Source organism: Streptomyces sp. NBC_00310 (genome assembly GCF_036208085.1).
GTDB lineage: Bacteria > Actinomycetota > Actinomycetes > Streptomycetales > Streptomycetaceae > Streptomyces.
Genome location: NZ_CP130714.1, coordinates 2,404,222 through 2,425,312, shown reverse-complemented (window position 1 = coordinate 2,425,312; position 21,091 = coordinate 2,404,222). Strand labels below are relative to the sequence as shown.

18 protein-coding genes are annotated in these 21,091 nt (G+C 68.9%); 14 read left to right on the top strand and 4 right to left on the bottom strand.

Features of this window, described 5'->3' with window-relative positions:
- The first annotated feature begins 98 nt into the window (after positions 1-98).
- The 3 genes from OG202_RS10710 to OG202_RS10700 all read left to right on the top strand — a co-directional run bounded on the left by OG202_RS10710 (position 99) and on the right by OG202_RS10700 (position 4,502).
- The gene (locus tag OG202_RS10710; protein ID WP_326583955.1) at positions 99-803 is read left to right on the top strand and encodes an HAD family hydrolase; all 705 of its coding nucleotides are present in this window, start codon (positions 99-101) and stop codon (positions 801-803) included.
- 418 nt (positions 804-1,221) lie between these two features.
- Entirely contained in the window at positions 1,222-2,826 is a 1,605-nt protein-coding gene (locus OG202_RS10705) for an ABC transporter substrate-binding protein (RefSeq protein WP_327730483.1), read from the top strand.
- 92 nt (positions 2,827-2,918) lie between these two features.
- Positions 2,919-4,502 (top strand): ABC transporter substrate-binding protein, encoded by a 1,584-nt coding sequence (locus tag OG202_RS10700; RefSeq protein WP_326583957.1) that lies wholly within the window; start codon positions 2,919-2,921, stop codon positions 4,500-4,502.
- Positions 4,503-4,599: 97 nt separating this feature from the next.
- On the opposite strand, the gene OG202_RS10695 is transcribed toward OG202_RS10700, so the two are convergent.
- Together OG202_RS10695 and OG202_RS10690 are read right to left on the bottom strand one after the other, a co-directional pair.
- Positions 4,600-5,271: a response regulator transcription factor gene (locus tag OG202_RS10695; RefSeq protein ID WP_326583958.1), complete on the bottom strand. Its 672-nt coding sequence runs from the start codon at positions 5,269-5,271 to the stop codon at positions 4,600-4,602.
- Between the two features lie 15 nt (positions 5,272-5,286).
- A complete protein-coding gene (locus OG202_RS10690) occupies positions 5,287-6,210 on the bottom strand; it encodes a RecB family exonuclease (protein ID WP_327730484.1) in 924 nt (307 codons plus the stop codon).
- Between the two features lie 216 nt (positions 6,211-6,426).
- Here OG202_RS10690 and OG202_RS10685 point away from each other — a divergent pair, with 216 nt between their 5' ends.
- The 3 genes from OG202_RS10685 to OG202_RS10675 all read left to right on the top strand — a co-directional run bounded on the left by OG202_RS10685 (position 6,427) and on the right by OG202_RS10675 (position 10,302).
- A complete protein-coding gene (locus OG202_RS10685; protein ID WP_327730485.1) occupies positions 6,427-8,502 on the top strand; it encodes a site-2 protease family protein in 2,076 nt (691 codons plus the stop codon).
- Positions 8,503-8,574: 72 nt separating this feature from the next.
- Positions 8,575-9,477: a tRNA (adenine-N1)-methyltransferase gene (locus OG202_RS10680; RefSeq protein ID WP_326583960.1), complete on the top strand. Its 903-nt coding sequence runs from the start codon at positions 8,575-8,577 to the stop codon at positions 9,475-9,477.
- Between the two features lie 249 nt (positions 9,478-9,726).
- Positions 9,727-10,302, top strand: a complete 576-nt coding sequence (locus OG202_RS10675) for a hypothetical protein (RefSeq protein ID WP_326583961.1) — start codon at positions 9,727-9,729, stop codon at positions 10,300-10,302.
- A gap of 91 nt (positions 10,303-10,393) precedes the next feature.
- Here OG202_RS10675 and OG202_RS10670 read toward each other — a convergent pair whose 3' ends face one another.
- Positions 10,394-10,699: a ferredoxin gene (locus OG202_RS10670; protein WP_327730486.1), complete on the bottom strand. Its 306-nt coding sequence runs from the start codon at positions 10,697-10,699 to the stop codon at positions 10,394-10,396.
- Between the two features lie 245 nt (positions 10,700-10,944).
- Here OG202_RS10670 and arc point away from each other — a divergent pair, with 245 nt between their 5' ends.
- From arc to prcA, 6 genes are all read left to right on the top strand, one after another.
- Positions 10,945-12,711: a proteasome ATPase gene (arc, locus tag OG202_RS10665; protein ID WP_326583963.1), complete on the top strand. Its 1,767-nt coding sequence runs from the start codon at positions 10,945-10,947 to the stop codon at positions 12,709-12,711.
- 234 nt (positions 12,712-12,945) lie between these two features.
- Complete coding sequence (gene dop / locus OG202_RS10660; RefSeq protein ID WP_405893065.1) at positions 12,946-14,457, top strand: depupylase/deamidase Dop; 1,512 nt, start codon at positions 12,946-12,948, stop codon at positions 14,455-14,457.
- A gap of 189 nt (positions 14,458-14,646) precedes the next feature.
- Positions 14,647-14,862 (top strand): ubiquitin-like protein Pup, encoded by a 216-nt coding sequence (locus tag OG202_RS10655; protein WP_123544333.1) that lies wholly within the window; start codon positions 14,647-14,649, stop codon positions 14,860-14,862.
- 33 nt (positions 14,863-14,895) lie between these two features.
- Entirely contained in the window at positions 14,896-15,489 is a 594-nt protein-coding gene (locus tag OG202_RS10650; RefSeq protein ID WP_327730488.1) for an endonuclease VII domain-containing protein, read from the top strand.
- Entirely contained in the window at positions 15,441-16,286 is an 846-nt protein-coding gene (gene prcB, locus OG202_RS10645; RefSeq protein WP_326583965.1) for a proteasome subunit beta, read from the top strand. Before OG202_RS10650 ends, prcB begins: the two co-directional genes overlap by 49 nt.
- Before the next feature lie 67 nt (positions 16,287-16,353).
- Positions 16,354-17,094, top strand: a complete 741-nt coding sequence (gene prcA, locus OG202_RS10640) for a proteasome subunit alpha (RefSeq protein WP_326583966.1) — start codon at positions 16,354-16,356, stop codon at positions 17,092-17,094.
- Between the two features lie 151 nt (positions 17,095-17,245).
- Here the strand turns inward: prcA and OG202_RS10635 are convergent, their stop codons facing one another.
- On the bottom strand, positions 17,246-18,265 hold the full coding sequence (locus tag OG202_RS10635) for a LacI family DNA-binding transcriptional regulator (RefSeq protein WP_327730489.1): 1,020 nt from the start codon (positions 18,263-18,265) through the stop codon (positions 17,246-17,248).
- 109 nt (positions 18,266-18,374) lie between these two features.
- Between OG202_RS10635 and OG202_RS10630 the strand changes: the two genes are divergently transcribed.
- A complete protein-coding gene (locus OG202_RS10630) occupies positions 18,375-19,634 on the top strand; it encodes an MFS transporter (protein WP_326583968.1) in 1,260 nt (419 codons plus the stop codon).
- Between the two features lie 9 nt (positions 19,635-19,643).
- A complete protein-coding gene (pafA, locus tag OG202_RS10625) occupies positions 19,644-21,005 on the top strand; it encodes a Pup--protein ligase (RefSeq protein ID WP_037701799.1) in 1,362 nt (453 codons plus the stop codon).
- The last annotated feature ends 86 nt before the right edge of the window (positions 21,006-21,091 follow it).

Here is a 21,091-nt window from a genome sequence, read left to right as displayed (position 1 = left end):
AGGCGCTTCCCCGCGCGAAGTCGTACACTGGTCGGTCCACCGCAGGCCGGTTCCCCACCAGGGAACCGGCCTGCTCGTCCCACAAGGAGGTGCGCCGGATGACCACGACGATCCCCGCGCTAGGAACCCGTACGGCCGAAGGCTCCGCCCTGCAGGCCGTGCTCCTCGACATGGACGGCACCCTGGTGGACACCGAGGGCTTCTGGTGGGACGTGGAGGTCGAGGTCTTCGCCGGCCTCGGACACGCCCTCGACGACTCCTGGCGCCATGTCGTGGTCGGGGGCCCCATGAGCCGCAGCGCGGGCTTCCTGATCGAGGCCACCGGCGCCGACATCACTCTCCCCGAGCTGACCGTGCTGCTGAACGACGGCTTCGAGGCCCGTATCGGGCGGACACTGCCGCTGATGCCCGGCGCCTCCAGACTCCTCGCCGAGCTCGCCGCGCACAGCATCCCCACCGCCCTGGTCTCCGCCTCCCACCGGCGCATCATCGAGCGTGTGCTGAGCTCCCTCGGCCGCCGGCACTTCGCGCTGACCGTCGCGGGCGACGAGGTCGAGCGGACCAAGCCGTTCCCCGACCCCTACCTCCTCGCGGCCTCCGGCCTCGGCGCGGATCCGATCCGGTGCGCGGTCATCGAGGACACCGCGACCGGTGTCGCCGCCGCCGAGGCCGCCGGCTGCCATGTGGTCGCCGTCCCGTCCGTGGCGCCCATCGCCCCCGCCACCCGGCGCACCGTCGTGACCTCGCTGGAAGAGGTCGACCTGCCATTCCTGCGTGGCCTGATGGCGTCGACAAGCAATTGAAAGCGCAAGGAATTCCAAGATCGCGCACCGGTTGACGGGCGGGGATCGGGACGGGGAATTCGGTCGCGTCGCGATGACTGAATTCCCGCTCCCGGGAACCCCTTTTCATCTGTGACGTTAACCACTCCGAAGGGCCTCCGGGGAGGCCCTTCGGCGCGTCCAATCCGCGTATTCGGGGGCGTTCGGTACGCCCTTGTGTCCCGATTGGAGAAGGGTGCACCCAAACATTCCGTGCGTGCTACACCGTTTGTGTCCACACCCGGTTCCGCAGCGTGATGGGAACTCAACTCCGGTGTGTACGAGCCCCTATGGCGGTGCGGGCTAATCTCGTCGCGAGAACATCGCCGCACTTCCCGGGACGCGCTCGCACCACCCCGCTGGCACCCGTCCCGGAACACAGCTCTGGAGAAACCCGCGCATGAACCGCAAGACCTTGGTGCTGCCGGCCGTGATCGGTCTGCTCACCCCGGTACTCGCCGCCTGCGGTGCCACCGACAGCGCGGGCGGCAGCGGTGACGCGATCGTCGTCGGCACCACCGACCGGTTCACCGCCTCGAAGGAGGCCCCGGCCCCCGTCGACCCGGCCTACGCCTACGACGTAGGTACCTGGAACATCCTCCGCCAGACCGTCCAGACCCTCCTGGTCCAGCCGCGTGGCGACGGCGAACCGGAACCCGAGGCCGCCTCCAGCTGCTCCTTCACCGACACCGGCAACGAGCGCTACGCCTGCACACTGCGCAGTGGCCTGAAGTTCGCAGGCGGCGATCCGGTCACCGCCGAGGACGTGAAGTTCTCCATCGACCGTGCCCGCTCCCTCAAGGCCGACAGCGGTGTCTTCGCCCTGCTGTCCACCATCGACCTCGTCGAGACCAAGGGCGACAACGAGGTGATCTTCCACCTCAACAGCCCCGACGCGACCCTCCCGTACAAGCTGTCCACCCCCGTCGCCGGCATCGTCAACCCCGCCGACTACGACAAGGGCGAGCTGCGCGACGGCTTCGAGGTCGACGGCTCCGGCCCGTACACCCTGGACGCCGAGGTCGAGAACAACGAGCTGGTCCGGGCCGTCTTCACCAAGAACCCCAACTACAAGGGGCAGTTGGACCCGAAGAACGACAAGGTCGAACTGCGCTCCTTCGCGAGCGCCGACGCCATGGGCACCGCCCTCGAGGACGGCGACATCGACCTGATGACCCGCACCATGACGCCGGAGCAGATCACCAAGCTCTCCGAGTCCGCCGACAGCGACATCGACGTGATCGAGTCCGCCGGCCTGGAGATCCGCTACCTCGCCTTCAACACCGACGCCTCGCCGGTCGGGAGCACGGCCGTCCGCCGTGCCATGGCCGAGGTCATCGACCGGGGCGAACTCGTCTCCAAGGTGTACGGCTCCCAGGCCGAACCCCTCTTCTCGCTGGTCCCCGCCGGCATCACCGGCCACTCCAACTCCTTCTTCAACGAGTACGGCGACCCTGACGTCGGCAAGGCGAAGTCGACCCTGGAGGCCGCGGGCATCACCACCCCGGTGAAGCTGACCCTCCACTACACGACCGACCACTACGGCGCGGCCACGAAGAAGGAGTTCGAGTTGCTGAAGAAGCAGCTCGACGACAGCGGGCTGTTCGACGTGACCATCAAGGGCGCCCCCTGGTCCACGTTCCGCCCCGCCGAGCAGGAGGGCGAGTACGCGGTCTACGGCATGGGCTGGTTCCCGGACTTCCCCGACGCCGACAACTACCTCGCGCCCTTCCTCGACAAGGACAACTTCCTCGGCTCGCCGTACGCGAACCGCGAGATCCGCAGCAAGCTGATCCCCGAGTCCCGCCGCGCGGCCGACCGCCTCACCGCCTCGGAGAGCCTCACCGGCATCCAGGACATCGTCGCCGACGACGTGCCGATCCTGCCGCTGTGGCAGGGCAACCAGTACGTCGCCGCCCGCGACGACGTCACCGGCGCCGAGTACGCCCTCAACGCCGCCTCGACGCTCCAGCTCTGGGAGCTGGGCCGCGGCAGAGACAACTGACCGGACCTCACCACCTCTCCGGACAGAGGCCGGTCGGCCTCGGGGGAGCCCGGAGCGCCCGCAATGCACCCGACGACACAAGGCATCCATACGTGAACATACGCACCCAGTGGCCCGTCCTGACCATGGCGACAGGGCTTGCCGCCGGCCTGCTGACCGGTTGCGGCTCCGATTCGGGGGGAGCCGGGGACTCCGGCTCCAACGTCGTGATGGGGATGTCCGACGACGTCCTGGCCACCGACCCCGCCTCCGGCTACGACCCCGGATCCTGGCTCCTCTTCAACAACGTCTTCCAGTCGCTGCTGAGCTTCCCCAACGGCGCCACCGAGCCCGAACCGGACCTCGCCGAGGAGTGCTCCTTCGCGGACAGCGGCGCCAAGGTCTACGAGTGCACCCTCAAGGACGGCCTGAAGTTCAGCAACGGTGAGGCGCTCACCGCGAAGGACGTCAAGTTCTCCTTCGACCGCATGCTGAAGATCAACGACGACGCCGGCCCCGCGATCATGTTCCCCATGCTCGACAAGGTCGAGACCCCGGACGACAAGACCGTCCGCTTCGACCTCAAGTACGCCGACGCGACCTTCCCCAGCAAGATCGCCTCCGGCGCCGGCTCGATCGTCGACGAGAGCTCCTACGACGCCGACGGACTCCGCGAGGACGGCGAGGCGGTCGGCTCCGGCCCGTACAAGCTGGAGTCCTTCGGCAAGGACGAGGCCGTCTTCACCGTCAACGAGAACTACAAGGGCACCGCCGACGTCGAGAACAGCGGCGTCACCCTCAAGTTCTTCCACGGCGACCAGGACGCCCTGAAGAAGTCCCTGCTGGAGGGCGACCTCGACGTCACCTACCGCGGACTCAGCGCCTCCGACATCTCCGACATCGAGACCGACACCTCCACCGCCAGCGGCGTCGAGATCGTCGACGGCACCGGCGCCGAGGTCCAGCACCTCGTCTTCAACATGGACGACCCGGTCACCGGCAAGCTCGGCGTGCGCCAGGCCATCGCCTACCTCCTCGACCGCGAGGCCCTCGTCGACGAGGTCTACCAGGGCACCGCCACACCGCTGTACTCGATCATCCCGGCCGGCATCACCGGCCACAACACGGCGTTCTTCGACACCTTCGGCGCCCGTCCCTCCCAGGACAAGGCCGAGGCCGCGCTGCGCGCCGACGGTATCGACGACAAGGTCGAACTGACCCTCTGGTCCACCCCGTCGCGCTACGGCCCCTCCACCGACCAGGAGTTGGAGGCCATCGCCAAACAGCTCAACGACAGCGGCCTGTTCGACGCGACCGTCGAATCCGTCGCCTTCGACCAGTACGAGAAGGACATCGCCGCCGGCAAGTACGGCGTGTACGTGAAGGGCTGGGTCCCCGACTACCCGGACCCCGACAACTTCACCGGCCCCTTCTTCGGCAAGGGCAACGTGCTGGACAACAACTACACCAACAACACCATCACCGGTGAACTCCTCACGAAGACCGCCGCCGAGAGCGAGCGCTCCTCCACGGAGAAGGAGTACGCCGAACTGCAGAACATCGTCGCCACCGACATCCCCCTCATCCCCATCTGGCAGGCCAAGCAGTACGCCGTCGTCCGCGACGACGTCTACGGCCTGGAGTACTGCCTGGACGCCTCGACCGTCTTCCGCTTCTGGGAGATCAGCAAGGGCTGACGCGAGCAACGGCCGACGCCGACAGCCACGCACGACCGAGGGCGCCCTCTTCACCGCAAGAGGGCGCCCTCGGCGCGTAGTACGGGGTGCGGCCTGCCTACTGCGCGCCGGGGCGCACCAGCCCGCTCTCGTACGCGTACACCGCCGCCTGCACCCGGTCACGCAGCCCCAGCTTGGTCAGCACATGACCCACATGCGTCTTGACCGTGGTCTCGCTGACGAACAGATCGGCGGCGATCTCCGCGTTCGACAGACCCCGGGCCACCAGCTTCAGCACCTCGACCTCACGGTCGGTCAGCGTGTGCAGCGCGTCCGGCACCGGCTCGTCGCCCGACGGCAGATGCACCGCGTACTTGTCGAGCAGCCGACGCGTGATGCTCGGCGCGAGCATCGCCTCCCCGCCCGCGACCACCCGGATCGCCTGCACCAGCTCAATGGCCGGCGCGTCCTTGAGCAGGAACCCGCTGGCACCCGCCCGCAGCGCCTCCACCACATACTCGTCCAGGTCGAACGTGGTCAGCACCAGCACCTTCGCCGGACCGTCCCGCCCCGGCCCGGTGATCTGCCGGGTCGCCTCCACGCCGTCCATCCGCGGCATCCGGATGTCCATCAGAACCACATCGGGCTGCAGCGCCCGCACCTGGTCGAGCGCCTGCAGGCCGTCTCCGGCCTCCCCGACGACCGCGAGGTCCTGCTCCGCCTCCAGAATCATCCGGAACCCGGTACGCAGCAGCGGCTGGTCGTCGACCAGTAGGACGCGGATGGCCACGAAAATCTCCTTCGGCTAGTCCGGGCCCATTCTGCCCTGCCCCTCGCCGACCGACTCGGGTGACCTCACCTGCAGCGGGTACGGCGGGGGAGTACCACCGAACTCCGGGCATACCGACTGGTGGTCGCACCAGCCGCACAGCTTGGTCGGCCGGGGCCGCCAGTCCCCGCTCTCCGTGGCCAGCCGGATCGCCTCCCACAGCGCCAGCAGCTTGCGCTCCACCCGCTCCAGATCCGCGATCACGGGGTCGTACGTCAGCACATCACCACTGCCGAGATAGACCAGCTGGAGGCGGCGCGGCACCACCTGCTTCAGCCGCCACACCACCAGGGCGTAGAACTTCATCTGGAACAGCGCGCCCTCGGCGTACTCGGGTCGCGGCGCCTTGCCCGTCTTGTAGTCGACGATCCGCACCTCGCCGGTGGGCGCCACATCCACCCGGTCGATGATCCCGCGCAGCCTGAGCCCCGACTCCAGCTCCGTCTCCACGAACAACTCCCGCTCGGCGGGCTCCAGACGCGTCGGATCCTCCAGCGTGAACCAGCGCTCCACCAGCTGCTCGGCCTCCGCCAGCCAGCGCGCCAGCCGCTCCCCCTCCGCGTCGTCCGCGAACAGCTCCACGACCTCCGGCCTGCTCTCCCGCAGCCGGTCCCACTGCCCGGGCACCAGCGACCTGGCCCGCGGCGCCGTCCGCTCGGCCGCCGGCGCGTCGAAGAGTCTCTCCAGCACCGCGTGCACCAGCGTGCCGCGCGTCGCCGCCTCGCTCGGCTTCTCCGGCAGCCGGTCGATCACCCGGAACCGGTACAGCAGAGGGCACTGCATGAAGTCACTCGCCCGCGACGGCGACAGCGAGGCAGGCGGCGCGGCGGCCCGCACGGCAGGACGACCATCCTCGCCGCCCGCGGGCACGGCGGCGGCGCCGTCGGTGCTGGTTTCCATGACCACAGACCATACGGCCCACCACTGACAGTGACAGCCACGGGCCCGCGCGAGCACCGCCCGACACCACGGCCGTCGAAACCCGTGTGCCTCGTGCGACGCGGGGAAAGAGAGGGGGTGCCGGGGCGGAAGGCGCCCCGGCGACCGCATAGCATCGACCGCAGACCCTTCCGCCCGGCCACCGGGCGCGGAAGACGCTTCGAACGAGGGGACATCGTGGAGACGAGCGGCGGGAGCGGGCAGCCGCGGTCCGACAGCGACGCGGCGCCCGAGCGCGCACACCGCGACACGACCGAGACACCGGCGGAGAACGGCGCCCCCACCCACCGCACCCCCGGCGAGGCCGCCACCACCTCCGGGACTCCCCGAACGCCCGACGCCCCCCGAACGCCCGACAGCCCCCGCACGGCCGACGCCCCCCAGGCGACCGACGCCTCCGAAGCACCGGGCGGATCCCAGCACTCCGACGATGCGGAGCAGCAGGACACCGACGCGGGCAAGGGCACGGGCAAGGCACCGAGTGCCGACGAGGAGCCGAGCCCCGCCGGGAAGCCGGGAGCGGTAGAGGGCCGGGGTGCCGTGGGGGAACACGACGCCACCGAGCGGCACGGCTCCGCCGAGGACCCCTCCGCCGCCGGAACCCCCGGCCACCCCGAATCCGCGAAGCCATCGGAACCCCCCGTACACAAGTCGCCCGCCACCCCGACGCACGAACCCCCGTCGAACCCGCCGAACCAGCCGCCCGCCGACCCGGCGGACCAGCCACCGGCGGACACGGCAGCCCGACCGTCCGAGCGCCCGGCGCCCGAGCCGCCGACGCGTCCGGCGGACCAGCCGTCGGCCGGCCCCACGGATCAACCCCCGACGGACTCGGCCGACAAGCCGCCGGCCGGCCCGGCGCACCGACCGCACTCGGCCCCCCTGCGCAAACCGTCGCCCGAGGCGCCGAACCAGCAAGCGGCTGACACCGGCAACGAACCGTGGGCGAACCCGGTGACCAAGCCCTCGGCGGACTCAGGGACCCCGGCGACCCCACCCGACATGGACAAGGCTCCGGCGGACGAGTCAGAGCACACAGTGGGACCCGCGCGCACCCACGCACACTCGCACGCCGCTCCCAAACCGCCCCGGCGCCCCAAGGAGCCCGGCGGCGGCATCCTCATGGGCCGCCCCTTCGGCGTACCCGTGTACGTCGCGCCCAGCTGGTTCCTCGTCGCCGCCCTGATCACCTGGGTCTTCGGCGGCCAGCTCGACCGCGTCCTGCCCGAACTCGGCGCCCTCCGCTACCTCGTCGCCCTGTTCTTCGCGGTCGCCTTCTACGCCTCCGTACTCGTCCACGAACTCGCCCACACCATCGCCGCCCTGCGCTACAAACTGCCGGTGCGCCGCATCCAGCTCCAGTTCTTCGGCGGCGTCTCGGAGATCGAGAAGGAATCCGAGACCCCGGGCCGCGAGTTCGTCCTGGCCTTCGTGGGCCCCCTGCTCTCCCTGATCCTCGCGGGCGTCTTCTACGTCGCCCTGCTGGCCGTCGAGCCCGGCACCGTCCCCGGCGTCCTGCTCGCCGGACTGATGATCTCCAACCTGATCGTGGCCGCGTTCAACCTGCTCCCCGGACTGCCCCTCGACGGCGGCCGCATGCTCCGCGCCGTCGTCTGGAAGATCACCGGCAGGCCGATGACCGGCACGATCGCCGCCGCCTGGGTCGGCCGCGCCCTCGCCGTCTCCGTCCTCATCGGACTGCCCCTGCTCACCCAGTCCGGCCTGCTCGGCTCCGCCGCCGAGGACAGCGTCGGCATGGACACCGTCCTCGACGCCCTGCTGGCCGCGATCCTCGCCGCGATCATCTGGACCGGCGCCGGCAACAGCCTCCGCATGGCCCGCCTGCGCGAACACCTGCCCGAACTCCAGGCCCGCGCCCTCACCCGGCGCGCGGTCCCCGTCGAGACCGACACCCCTCTCTCCGAGGCCCTCCGCCGCGCCAACGAAGCCGGCGCCCGCGCCCTCGTCGTCGTCGACCCCGACGGCGAACCCCTCTCCCTCGTCCGCGAGGCCGCCATCGTCGGCGTCCCCGAACACCGCCGCCCCTGGGTCGCCGTCGGCGGCCTCGCCCAGGACCTCACCGACGGCATGCGAGTCTCCGCGGAACTCGCGGGCGAAGCCCTCCTCGACGCCCTCCGCGCGGCCCCCGCCACCGAGTACCTCGTCGTGGAGGACTCGGGCGAGATCTACGGAGTCCTCTCCGCGGCGGACGTGGAGCGAGCCTTCGTGAAGGCCATGGCCAGGCCCTCCTGAGCCCCCTTCGCCCGACCCCGCTCACCCCAAGCGGTGGTCGGCGGCCCTCCCAATCGCCGGTAGGCTGGTCACATGTCCGAACCGACCGGTGCCGCCCGCCGTCGCGGGCCCTTCAAGGTCGGGGACCAGGTCCAGCTCACCGACCCCAAGGGACGCCACTACACGTTCACGCTCGAAGAGGGAAAGAACTTCCACACCCACAAGGGTTCCTTCCCGCACGACGAGCTGATCGGCGCTCCCGAAGGCAGTGTTGTCCGCACCACGGGGAACGTCGCCTACCTGGCGCTACGCCCCCTGCTCCCCGACTACGTCCTGTCCATGCCCCGCGGCGCCGCCGTGGTCTACCCCAAGGACGCGGGGCAGATCCTCGCCTTCGCCGACATCTTCCCCGGCGCCCGCGTCGTCGAGGCCGGCGTCGGCTCCGGCTCGCTCAGCAGCTTCCTGCTGCGCGCCATCGGCGACCAGGGCATGCTGCACTCCTACGAGCGCCGCGAGGACTTCGCCGAGATCGCGCAGGCCAACGTCGAGCGCTACTTCGGCGGCCCCCACCCCGCCTGGCAGCTCACCGTCGGCGACCTCCAGGACAACCTGAGCGACACCGAGGTCGACCGCGTCATCCTCGACATGCTCGCCCCCTGGGAATGCCTGGAGGCCGTCTCCAAGGCCCTCGTCCCCGGCGGCATCGTCTGCTGCTACGTGGCGACCACCACCCAGCTCGCCCGGACCGTCGAGTCCATCCGCGAGATCGGCTGCTTCAACGAGCCGAGCGCCTGGGAATCGATGATCCGCAACTGGCACATCGAGGGCCTGGCCGTCCGCCCCGACCACCGGATGATCGGCCACACCGGCTTCCTGCTCACCGCCCGTCGCCTCGCCGACGGCGTCGAGCCGCCCATGCGCCGCCGCCGCCCCGCCAAGGGCGCGTACGGCGAGGACTACGCCGGCCCCAACGCCGACGGCGGCAGCGGCCGCTGACCCCCGCCCCACCCGGTGAACGGCCCGGCGCCGTCCACCTGTCACCACAGGCGGCCGCCCGCCGCGCACAACGCTCCCTCGACGTGGCCGAGTTCCCCGCAGCGCCCGGGAACTCGGCCACGGCGCTCTCCCGTTGACGCGCCACCGGAAAGCTGCGGGAACCACGTACCCCGCCGTTCCACACCCCTGTGACGTGTGGCACCATGCGGGTCATCCCAACCGGCACAGCACCCCCAGGAGACGCTCCTAGTGCAGCAATCCGCCGTCCCGGAACTGGCACACGCGCACACCCGCCCCATCCACTGGCTCGCCACGGCCACCGCCCTCGCCGCTGTCGTGGCCCTGTCGTCCGCACTCCAACCCGACGCGGCGAGAGCGGCCCAGCCCGACCCGAAGGCCGACCGGGCCCCGGCCGTCGTGACGGCCCCCGACCCCACCGAGGTGGACCTCCCGCTCGACTGCGGACCCGTCGGTGTCGTCGTGAAGAACAAGGGCTCCGGGGACCTCGACGGAGACGGCCGCCCCGAGACCGTGGCCGTCGCGCACTGCGACGCCAGCATGGGCACCCCGCCCGACGGCGTGTACGTCCTCACCCGCTCCACCGACGCGGCCCAGCCGAGGGTCGTCGCCACCCTGGTGAACCCCAAGGACCGCAAGACCGTCACCGACTTCGCCGTCCGTGACGCCGCCGTCACCGCCACCCTGCACGGCTACTCGTCGGCCGACGTGCCCAACTGCTGTCCTGACGTCAAGGACCTCGTCAAGTGGCAGTGGAAGAACGGGGCGTTCACGCGCTCGACGCCCGCCGGAGCACAAAGCGTCTGATCACCGCCCGCCCCCGGGCGAACGGGAAACGATCACCCGGCAAACCCGGTGTGAGAAACCAGACACAGGGCGACGCGGAGTGCCCGTCGGGTCACTCCGCGTCAGGCCCGAAGACCTCGACCCTGTCCGAAACCCGACGCACATGGATGCACTCGCCAGGACACTCCTTCGCGGAGTCCACCACATCCGTGAGAAGCGGCAGCGGAACGGGCGTTGCGGCCCCCGGGGCCTGCAACAACTCGTCGCCCGGGCTCTTCACATAGGCCAGCCCGTCGATGTCCAGCTCGAACACCTCCGGCGCGTACTGGACGCAGATACCGTCACCGGTGCAGAGATCCTGGTCGATCCAGACCTCCAGCGTCTCGCCCTCGGCCCCGGCCTCCTGCTGCACGGTCATCTCTCCTGCCGTCTCGATCGTCGAGCCGGTCGGGAACGATGCAGGCTCTGACGGGTGTTGAACACTTCGACCCTACCCGGGGCGGCTTCCCAATCATGTTCCGTGGGTATTCCCCTGGCGTGAGGGAGAGCGCAAGGGTGAAGATCGGACACACCCCGACCGTCTTTGTGATCTAGGGGTTTCAATCGACACCCACCCAGGTAGGGTCTGGAAGCGTCCAGCTCCCCTTGGAGGAGGTGAGGACCGTGGCAGCCCACGACGACGACATGAACCGCGGCATCCGCCCGGGACGAGGGTCCGACGACCCGGCCGGGCAGATTGCCTACCTTGAGCAGGAGATCGCCGTCCTGCGACGCAAGCTCGCCGACTCTCCGCGACACACGAGGATTCTCGAAGAGCGGATCGTCGAACTGCAGACCAATCTGGCTGGCGTGTCCGCACAGAACGAGCGGCTCGCCAACACGCTCCGTGAGGCCCGCGACCAGATCGTGGCCCTCAAGGAGGAAGTCGACCGGCTCGCACAGCCGCCGGCCGGCTTCGGTGTCTTCCTCACGGCGAACGAGGACGGCACGGCCGACATCTTCACCGGAGGCCGAAAGCTCCGGGTGAACGTCAGCCCCAGCGTCGACCTGGAAGAGCTCCGGCGCGGCCAGGAAGTGATGCTCAACGAAGCGCTCAACGTGGTCGAGGCCATGGAGTACGAGAGCGTCGGCGACATCGTCACCCTCAAGGAGATCCTCGAGGACGGCGAGCGCGCCCTTGTGCAGGGGCACACCGACGAGGAGCGGGTGGTGCGGCTCGCCGAGCCGCTGCTGGACATCACCATCCGCCCCGGCGACGCCCTCCTGCTCGAACCCCGCTCCGGCTACGTCTACGAGGTCGTTCCGAAGAGCGAGGTCGAGGAACTCGTCCTCGAAGAGGTCCCGGACATCGGCTACGAGCAGATCGGTGGCCTCGGCAACCAGATCGAGATGATCCGCGACGCGGTCGAGCTCCCCTACCTCTACCCTGACCTGTTCAAGGAGCACGAACTGCGTCCGCCCAAGGGTGTCCTGCTCTACGGACCCCCCGGATGCGGCAAGACACTCATCGCCAAGGCCGTGGCCAACTCACTGGCCAAGAAGGTCGCCGAAGTCACCGGCCAGGCCCAGGGCAAGAGCTTCTTCCTCAACATCAAGGGCCCCGAGCTCCTCAACAAGTACGTCGGCGAGACCGAGCGACAGATCCGCCTCGTCTTCCAGCGTGCGAGGGAGAAGGCCAGCGAGGGCACCCCCGTCATCGTCTTCTTCGACGAGATGGAATCCCTCTTCCGCACCCGCGGCTCCGGTGTCAGCTCGGACGTGGAGAACACCATCGTCCCGCAGCTGCTCGCCGAGATCGACGGCGTGGAAGGCCTGCAGAACGTCGTGGTCATCGGCGCCTCCAACCGCGAGGACATGATCGACCCCGCCATCCTGCGCCCCGGCCGGCTCGACGTGAAGATCAAGATCGAGCGTCCGGACGCCGAAGCGGCCAAGGACATCTTCCAGAAGTACCTCACCGAACGTCTCCCGCTCCACACGGACGACGTCGGCGAGCACGGCGGCTCCAAGGCCACCACCGTCCAGAGCATGATCCAGACGGCAGTGGAACACATGTACGCCGAATCCGAGGAAAACCGCTTCCTGGAAGTCACCTACGCCAACGGAGACAAGGAAGTCCTCTACTTCAAGGACTTCAACTCCGGCGCCATGATCGAGAACATCGTCGGCCGCGCCAAGAAAATGGCGATCAAGGACTTCCTCGACAAGAACCAGAAGGGTCTCCGCGTCTCCCACCTCCTCCAGGCCTGCGTGGACGAGTTCAAGGAGAACGAGGACCTGCCCAACACCACCAACCCGGACGACTGGGCCCGAATCTCCGGAAAGAAGGGCGAACGGATCGTCTACATCCGTACGCTGATCACCGGAAAGCAGGGCGCCGACACCGGACGCTCCATCGACACGGTGGCGAACACCGGACAGTACCTGTAAAAGACAGGGCGGCTGCGGGTGCCCTCACTGGGTACCCGCAGCCGACTGTTTTTCGGGCAAAGGCCGGAGCAAGGCAATGACGCAAATGATCTCCCCACCAGCGCAGAGGCGTTCTAGGCTCTTTCGTACCGCCGAGTCGCGCAGTGCGGGGACGGGCACCGCACACGCACCGGAGCGCCAGCGGTACTTGAGCGGCGTCCCCGACCGAGGACGCCGCCGGGCAAGGAGGGCCGCATGACCGTACGGCGAGTAATGGGCATCGAGACGGAGTACGGGATCTCCGTCCCCGGCCACCCCAATGCCAATGCCATGCTCACCTCGTCCCAGATCGTCAACGCCTACGCAGCGGCGATGCACCGGGCCCGCCGGGCCCGCTGGGACTTCGAGGAGGAGAATCCGCTGCGGGACGCGCGAGGCTTCGACCTCGCCCGCGAGGCCGCCGACTCCAGCCAGCTCACCGACGAGGACATCGGCCTCGCCAATGTCATCCTCACCAACGGCGCGCGGCTCTACGTCGACCACGCCCACCCCGAATACAGCGCCCCCGAAGTCACCAACCCGCTGGACGCCGTCCTGTGGGACAAGGCCGGCGAACGCATCATGGCCGAAGCCGCCGAACGCGCCGCCCAGCTCCCCGGCGCCCAGCCGATCCACCTCTACAAGAACAACACCGACAACAAGGGCGCCTCCTACGGCACGCACGAGAACTACCTGATGAAGCGGGAAACCCCCTTCTCGGACATCGTGCGCCACCTCACGCCGTTCTTCGTCTCCCGCCAGGTCTTCGCCGGCGCCGGCCGCGTCGGCATCGGCCAGGACGGCCACGAACACGGCTTCCAGCTCAGCCAGCGCGCCGACTACTTCGAGGTCGAGGTCGGCCTCGAGACGACGCTGAAACGCCCCATCATCAACACCAGGGACGAACCCCACGCGGACGCGGAGAAATACCGCCGCCTCCACGTGATCATCGGCGACGCGAACCTCTCGGAGATCTCCACCTACCTCAAGCTGGGCACGACCGCCCTGGTCCTCTCGATGATCGAAGACGGCTTCATCGCCGTCGACCTGGCCGTCGACCAGCCGGTACGCACCCTCCACCAGGTCTCGCACGACCCGTCCCTGCAACGCCTCGTCACCCTCCGCAGCGGCCGCACGCTGACCGCCGTACAACTCCAGATGGAGTACTACGAGCTGTCGCGCAAGTACGTCGAGGAGCGGTTCGGGGCCGACGCCGACGAACAGACCAAGGATGTCCTGAGCAGGTGGGAGGACACCCTCAACCGGCTCGAGAACGACCCGATGAGCCTCTCCGGCGAGCTGGACTGGGTGGCCAAGCGGGAACTCATGGAGGGCTACCGGCGCCGGGACGACCTCGACTGGGACGCCGCCCGGCTCCACCTCGTCGACCTCCAGTACGCCGACGTACGCGCCGAGAAGGGCCTCTACAACCGTCTCGCGGCCCGCGGCAAGATGAAGCGGCTCCTGGACGAGACGGACGTCGACCGGGCCCGTACGAAGCCGCCGGAGGACACCCGTGCGTACTTCCGCGGGCGCTGTCTGGAGCAGTACGCGGACGACGTCGCGGCGGCCTCCTGGGACTCGGTGATCTTCGATCTCCCCGGCCGGGATTCGCTCCAGCGCGTCCCAACCCTCGAACCGCTTCGCGGAACGCGAAATCACGTCAAGGAGCTCCTGGACCGCTGCCGCACGGCAGAAGACCTGGTCAGGGTCCTGTCCGGCCACTGAACCGGGCTTCAATCGTGATCAGCCGAGCAGGGTGGAAACACCGCCGTCCGGGAATCATCGAGGTGGTCCCCGGACGTTGTGGAAACGACGGGGCCAATGTCAGATCCGGCTTGTAGGGTCTGATCATCACCGATCGGCAGGAAAGCAGACCTGCCGACCATGTCGGGCGAACTGAGCGGGGTGAGGGTTATGGCGACCAAGGACACCGGCGGCGGCCAGCAGAAGGCCACGCGTTCCACCGAAGAGGTCGAGGAAGCACCCGAGGCGCAGGCTTCGGAGGACCTCAAGGAGCGGCAGGAGAAGCTGAGCGACGACGTGGACTCGGTACTGGACGAGATCGACGATGTCCTCGAGGAGAATGCCGAGGACTTCGTTCGAAGTTTCGTTCAGAAGGGTGGCGAGTAACCTTCGAATCGAAGGTCTCGGGGGTCTCTGAGGTTGACAATCGAAGAGGGTGTGAAGCGCTGCTCGCGGTGCAAGGAGTCCAGGCCGCGGGCGGCCTTCGCGGGCAACAAGTCGGCCCGCGATGGGCTGCAGGCCTACTGTCGGGAGTGTGGGGCGGAGTATCACCAGCCTCGACAGTTGGCCAAGGGCAAGAACGTCCGGCCACGAGTGCAGACGCCTGAGGGGCATAAGTTCTGCCGTAGCTGCGGCAAGATCAAGCCCCATGGCGAGTGGCATCGCAATGCGACTGCCTCAGACGGCCTCTCGACAAGCTGTAGAGCGTGCCGGGCGAACAAGGGGCGTGCCGGGCACCTGAAGCGCCAGTACGGCATGACCGAGGCCGAGCGTGACGAGATGATCGCCTCGCAGATGGGCTTCTGCGTGATCTGCCTGAAAGCCCCGGCCGTTCATGTGGATCACTGTCACAAGACGGGTAGGGTCCGAGGCGTACTGTGCTTCAACTGTAATTCGGCCATCGGCAAGTTGGGAGACGATCCCGACGCTGTTCGTCGGGCTGCCGCCTACTTGGAGGGAACTTCGTGGAAGCCAACACTCGTAGCACCGGGCGTCTACCAGCTGCCTTCCTGACGCCTGGGTCGTCGTCCTTCATGGACTTCCTGTCGGACCACCAGCCGGAGTTGCTGCCCGGCAAGCGGCAGCTGCCGCCGACCCAGGGTGTCATCGAGGCCCCGCACGGCACGACGATCGTGGCCGTGTCGTTCCCCGGGGGTGTGGTGCTCGCCGGTGACCGCCGGGCCACGATGGGGAACATGATCGCGCAGCGGGACATCGAGAAGGTGTTCCCGGCGGACGAGTACTCGGCGGTGGGCATCGCCGGCACGGCCGGTCTGGCCGTGGAGATGGTCAAGCTGTTCCAGCTGGAGCTGGAGCACTTCGAGAAGGTCGAAGGCGCCCAGCTCTCCCTGGAGGGCAAGGCGAACCGTCTGTCGACCATGATCCGTTCCAACCTGGGCATGGCCATGCAGGGTCTGGCCGTCGTCCCGCTCTTCGCCGGGTTCGACGTCGACCGCGGCAAGGGCCGCATCTTCTCGTACGACGTGACGGGCGGCCGTTCCGAGGAGACCGGCTACGCCGCCACCGGCTCCGGTTCGATCTTCGCGCGCGGTGCCATGAAGAAGCTCTACCGCGCCGACCTCTCCGAGGACGACGCCACGACCCTGGTGATCCAGGCCCTCTACGACGCGGCGGACGACGACTCGGCCACCGGTGGTCCCGATGTCGCCCGCCGGATCTACCCCATCGTCACCGTGATCACCGAGGACGGCTTCCGCCGGCTCACCGACGAGGAGTCCTCCGAGATCGCCCGCTCGATCCTGGAGCGGCGCCTGGAGCAGCCCGACGGCCCGCGCGCCGCGCTGCTCTAGCCGGTCAGGTCGACGGCCCTCTTTTCAAGGTGATCCAGTGACTTCGACAGAAAGGGACGGATAACCGGTGTCGACGCCGTTCTATGTCTCACCCCAGCAGGCGATGGCCGACCGGGCGGAGTACGCCCGCAAGGGCATCGCCCGTGGCCGCAGCCTGGTCGTGCTGCAGTATGCCGACGGCATCGTGTTCGTCGGCGAGAACCCGTCCCGCGCGCTGCACAAGTTCAGCGAGATCTACGACCGGATCGGCTTCGCGGCCGCCGGCAAGTACAACGAGTACGAGAACCTGCGGATCGGCGGGGTGCGCTACGCCGACCTCCGTGGTTACACCTACGACCGTGACGACGTGACCGCCCGTGGTCTCGCCAACGTCTACGCCCAGACCCTGGGCACGATCTTCTCCTCGGCGGCCGAGAAGCCGTACGAGGTGGAGTTGGTCGTGGCCGAGGTGGGGGAGACCCCCGAGGGCGATCAGATCTACCGGCTGCCGCATGACGGTTCGATCGTGGACGAGCACGGCTCGGTCGCGGTCGGTGGTAACGCCGAGCAGATCAGCAGCTATCTGGACCAGCGTCATGAGGATGGTGTGTCCCTGGCGGAGGCGCTGAAGCTCGCCGTCCAGGCTCTGTCCCGTGACACCAACGGCACGCAGCGGGAGATCCCCGCCGAGCGCCTGGAAGTCGCCGTCCTCGACCGTACGCGTCCGCAGCAGCGCAAGTTCAAGCGCATCGTGGGCCGCCAGCTGGCCCGCCTGCTGGAGGCCGAGGGTGCCGCCACCGAGGCCGAGAGCTCGGAGGAAGAGGAGTAGTACCGGCGTCTGCGAAACCCCGCCCGTAGTGCGCCCCGGCCGATTGAGGCCGGGGCGCGCGGCGTGATGCGGTCTCACGGCGGAGCCCAGGAACGGGGCGCGGGGAACGGCGCGACCAGCCACAGGTGTCCCGGCGGTCGGGCAACCCTTCTCAGGCCTCTGGTGGTGCCGTGGACCCCCGAACCACCAGCTCCACGGGAATGTCCCCCTGTGCGGGCGTGCGGCCCTCCAGGACGGCCAGGAGCGCTTCCATCCCGCGCTCCCCGAACAGCTCCGCGTCCAGCCGCACGGTCGTCAGCTCGGGATCGAGTGCCGTGGCGAGGGCCAGGTCGTCGAGCCCGGTCACGGAGACGTCCTGCGGGATGCGTAGTCCGAGTCGCCGTGCGGCCTTGTACGCGCCGGCCGCCAGTTTGTCGTCGTCGCAGACCAGTGCCGTGGGCCGGGGCTCGGGCCCCGGTTGGCCCAGTGCCGTCTCCGCCGCCGCCAGTGCCCCCTCGATGGAGATCGGCGCGGCGGCCGTGCGCAGGGAGGTGCCAGGCACCGAACGCACTCCCCTGGCCAGTTCGCGCGCGCGGATGTGGAAGGTCCAGGAGGGGATGTCGGCGGCCAGATGCAGGAAGTGGCGGTGTCCGAGCCCGAGCAGGTGCTCGGTGACTTGTCGGACGCCGTCGCGGATGTCGAGGTTGACGGTGGCGGCTCCGAGGCTGCCTTCCGGGTCGCTGTCCAGCATCACCAGGGGTAGTTGGTCGCCCCGGATCGCGGTGAGGGCGTCCGCGGCCATCGAGGAGGCGAGTACGCCGTCGAGTGCGGCCTGGGCGGAGGCGAAGGGGTCGCGGGCGGGGCCGACGCCTTCGGGGGAGGGGTACAGGACCACGCCGAAGCCGTGCTGTGCGGCGACCCGGGCGGCGCCTGTGTAGACGCCCGCGAAGAACTCGGTCGTCAGGGCGGGTACCACCAGCAGCACGGTGCGGGTGCGGCCGAGGCGGAGGTTGCGGGCGGCGAGGTTGGGGCGGTAGCCCAGGTCCCGTGCGGCTTCGCGTACGCGTTCGGCCGTGGTCTCCGAGACGCGGCCGCGCCATTTGTCGCCGAGGACCAGGGAGACGGCGGCCTGGGAGACGCCTGCGGCCTGGGCGACGTCACGGCTCGTGGGCCGTGTACTACCTCGTGCCACTGTCGGCCTGCTCCCTCGTCTGGACTCGTGGACAGGGCACATGGTACGTATGACCGACCGACGTTATACGTAACACTTCATTCGCCGAGAGCCCATCGAGAGGCAGGACATGGCCGCCGGATACCTCGAGATCCTCAGGACGCGGCACGCCGCGCGGCTGCTCGCCGGAACGCTGGTGGGCCGGTTGCCGAACGCCACCGCCGCGATCGCGATCGTGCTCTTCGTCCGCGCGGAGGGCGGCACCTACAGTCTCGCGGGCGCGCTGGCGGCCGTGTACGGCGTCGCCAACGCGGTGGGGCAGCCGCTGCTGGGGCGGCTGGTGGACCTGTACGGACAGCCGCGCGTCCAGCTGCCGGCGGCTGTCGTCTCCGCCCTCGCCATGACCGGATTCGCTCTGTCGGGGCTGGATCCGCTGCCGGTGGCGTATCTCGCCATGGCCGTCGCGGGGCTGTTCACGCCTCCTCTGGAGGGCGGGCTGCGGGCCCTGTGGTCCTGCGTCCTGCGCAAGGAGGAGCAGGTGCACACGGCGTACGCGATGGACGCGGTGGCCCAGGAGGTCATGTTCACGGTCGGGCCGCTGCTGGTGACCCTGTGCGTGGCGCTGTGGTCGGCGTCGGCCGCGCTCGTCGTGCTCAGTGTCATCGGGGTGCTCGGCGCCCTGTGGGTGGTCGTCTCACCGCCCTCGCGGGCGTGGCGTTCCGCTCCGCGTGAGGCGCACTGGCTGGGCGCGCTGCGCTCGCCGGGGTTGCTGGCGCTGCTCGGCGCGTTCCTCTTCGTCGGTATCGCGCTCGGTTCGATCACCGTGGCCGCCGTCTCGTACGCGGACGGCCATGGCGGGGACGCCGTCTACGGCTGGCTGATGGCGGGCGTCGGGCTGGGCGCGCTGGTGGGTGGCACGGTGTACGGCGCGCGGCGGTGGAGTGGGGCTCCGGAGCGGCGTCTGCAGGTGCTGGTGGCGCTTCTGGCGGTCTGTTACGTGCCGCTGACCCTGATGCCGGGTCCGGTGGGCATGACGGGGCTGACGGCGCTCGCGGGTGTGTTCCTGGCGCCGGCCATCGCCTGTGTGTTCGTCCTCGTCGACAGGCACGCGCCGCGGGGCACGGTGACCGAGGCGTTCTCGTGGATCGTGACGACGTTCACTGTGGGCCAGTCGGCCGGAACGGCCGTCGCGGGTCCGGTCGTCGAGTGGGGCGGGACGCTGTGGGGGTTCGTGGTGCCGGGTGCCGCGGGGGCCGTGTCGTTGCTGGTTCTGCTGGCGACCGGGAGGGTTCTCGCTGTTCCCTCCGAGGGGGCGGTCGTTGCGGTCTCATCGGAAAATGATCCAAACCGTGCTGCCGAACCCCGTTTCAGCTCGGTGGATCGGGCGTAATGTTCAGTCATGGACCGCCGCATTTTCGGGCTGGAGAACGAGTACGGCGTCACGTGCACGTTCAGGGGACAGCGCCGTCTGTCTCCTGACGAGGTGGCGCGGTACCTCTTCCGCCGTGTCGTGTCATGGGGCCGCAGCAGCAATGTGTTTCTGCGGAACGGGGCCCGCCTCTATCTCGACGTGGGCTCACATCCGGAATACGCGACACCCGAATGTGACAACGTGACCGAACTGGTCACTCACGACAAGGCCGGCGAGCGCATTCTCGAAGGACTGCTGGTCGACGCCGAACGCCGCCTGCACGAGGAGGGAATCGCGGGCGACGTCTACCTCTTCAAGAACAACACGGACTCGGCGGGCAACTCATACGGTTGCCATGAGAACTATCTGGTGGCAAGGCACGGGGAGTTCTCCCGGCTCGCCGACATCCTGATTCCGTTCCTCGTCACGCGGCAGCTGCTGTGTGGCGCGGGCAAGGTGCTGCAGACCCCGCGTGGTGCGGTGTACTGCGTGAGCCAGCGTGCCGAGCACATCTGGGAGGGCGTCAGCTCGGCGACCACCCGCTCCCGGCCGATCATCAACACCCGCGACGAGCCGCACGCGGACGCCGAGCGGTACCGCCGTCTCCACGTCATCGTGGGCGACTCGAACATGTCCGAGACGACCATGCTGCTGAAGGTCGGTGCCACCGACCTGGTGCTGCGCATGATCGAGGCGGGCACGGTCATGCGTGACCTCACTCTGGAGAACCCGATCCGGGCGATCCGCGAGGTCAGCCACGACCTGACCGGCCGTCGCAAGGTGCGGCTGGCCAGCGGCCGTGAGGCCTCCGCGCTGGAGGTGCAGCGCGAGTACTACGAGAAGGCCGTGGACTTCGTGGAGCGCCGCGGCATCCGTACGGGCACCGTCGAGCAGGTCCTGGAGCTGTGGGGCCGCACGCTGGACGCGATCGAGGCCGAGGACCTCGACCGGATCGGTACCGAAATCGACTGGGTGATGAAGTACAAGCTCATCGAGCGGTACCGCGCCAAGCACAACATGACCATGTCGCATCCGCGGGTCGCGCAGATAGACCTCGCGTATCACGACATCCACCGCCGTCGTGGCCTTTACTACCTGCTGGAGAGGAAAGGTCAAGCCACCCGTATCTGCAATGACTTGAAGATCTTCGAGGGCAAGTCGGTTCCGCCGCAGACCACTCGGGCGCGGCTGCGCGGTGACTTCATCCGGCGTGCGCAGGAACAGCGTCGTGATTTCACGGTCGACTGGGTGCATCTCAAGCTCAACGACCAGGCGCAACGCACGGTGTTGTGCAAGGACCCGTTCCGTTCCGTCGACGACCGGGTGGAGAAGCTCATCGCGGGAATGTGAGCAGCGATGTTCCGGGGGTCATTCCGGAACGCAACGCGGGGCGCCGTACGTTTGCCGTACGGCGCCCTTCTCACGTCGTAGAGTTG

Coding starts and splice junctions, on each gene's coding strand:
- OG202_RS10710 (WP_326583955.1), top strand. CDS start 99: ATGACCACGACGATCCCCGCGCTAGGAACCCGTACGGCCGAAGGCTCC.
- OG202_RS10705 (WP_327730483.1), top strand. CDS start 1,222: ATGAACCGCAAGACCTTGGTGCTGCCGGCCGTGATCGGTCTGCTCACC.
- OG202_RS10690 (WP_327730484.1), bottom strand. CDS start 6,210: ATGGAAACCAGCACCGACGGCGCCGCCGCCGTGCCCGCGGGCGGCGAG.
- OG202_RS10680 (WP_326583960.1), top strand. CDS start 8,575: ATGTCCGAACCGACCGGTGCCGCCCGCCGTCGCGGGCCCTTCAAGGTC.
- OG202_RS10670 (WP_327730486.1), bottom strand. CDS start 10,699: ATGACCGTGCAGCAGGAGGCCGGGGCCGAGGGCGAGACGCTGGAGGTC.
- dop (WP_405893065.1), top strand. CDS start 12,946: ATGACCGTACGGCGAGTAATGGGCATCGAGACGGAGTACGGGATCTCC.
- OG202_RS10655 (WP_123544333.1), top strand. CDS start 14,647: ATGGCGACCAAGGACACCGGCGGCGGCCAGCAGAAGGCCACGCGTTCC.
- OG202_RS10630 (WP_326583968.1), top strand. CDS start 18,375: ATGGCCGCCGGATACCTCGAGATCCTCAGGACGCGGCACGCCGCGCGG.
- pafA (WP_037701799.1), top strand. CDS start 19,644: ATGGACCGCCGCATTTTCGGGCTGGAGAACGAGTACGGCGTCACGTGC.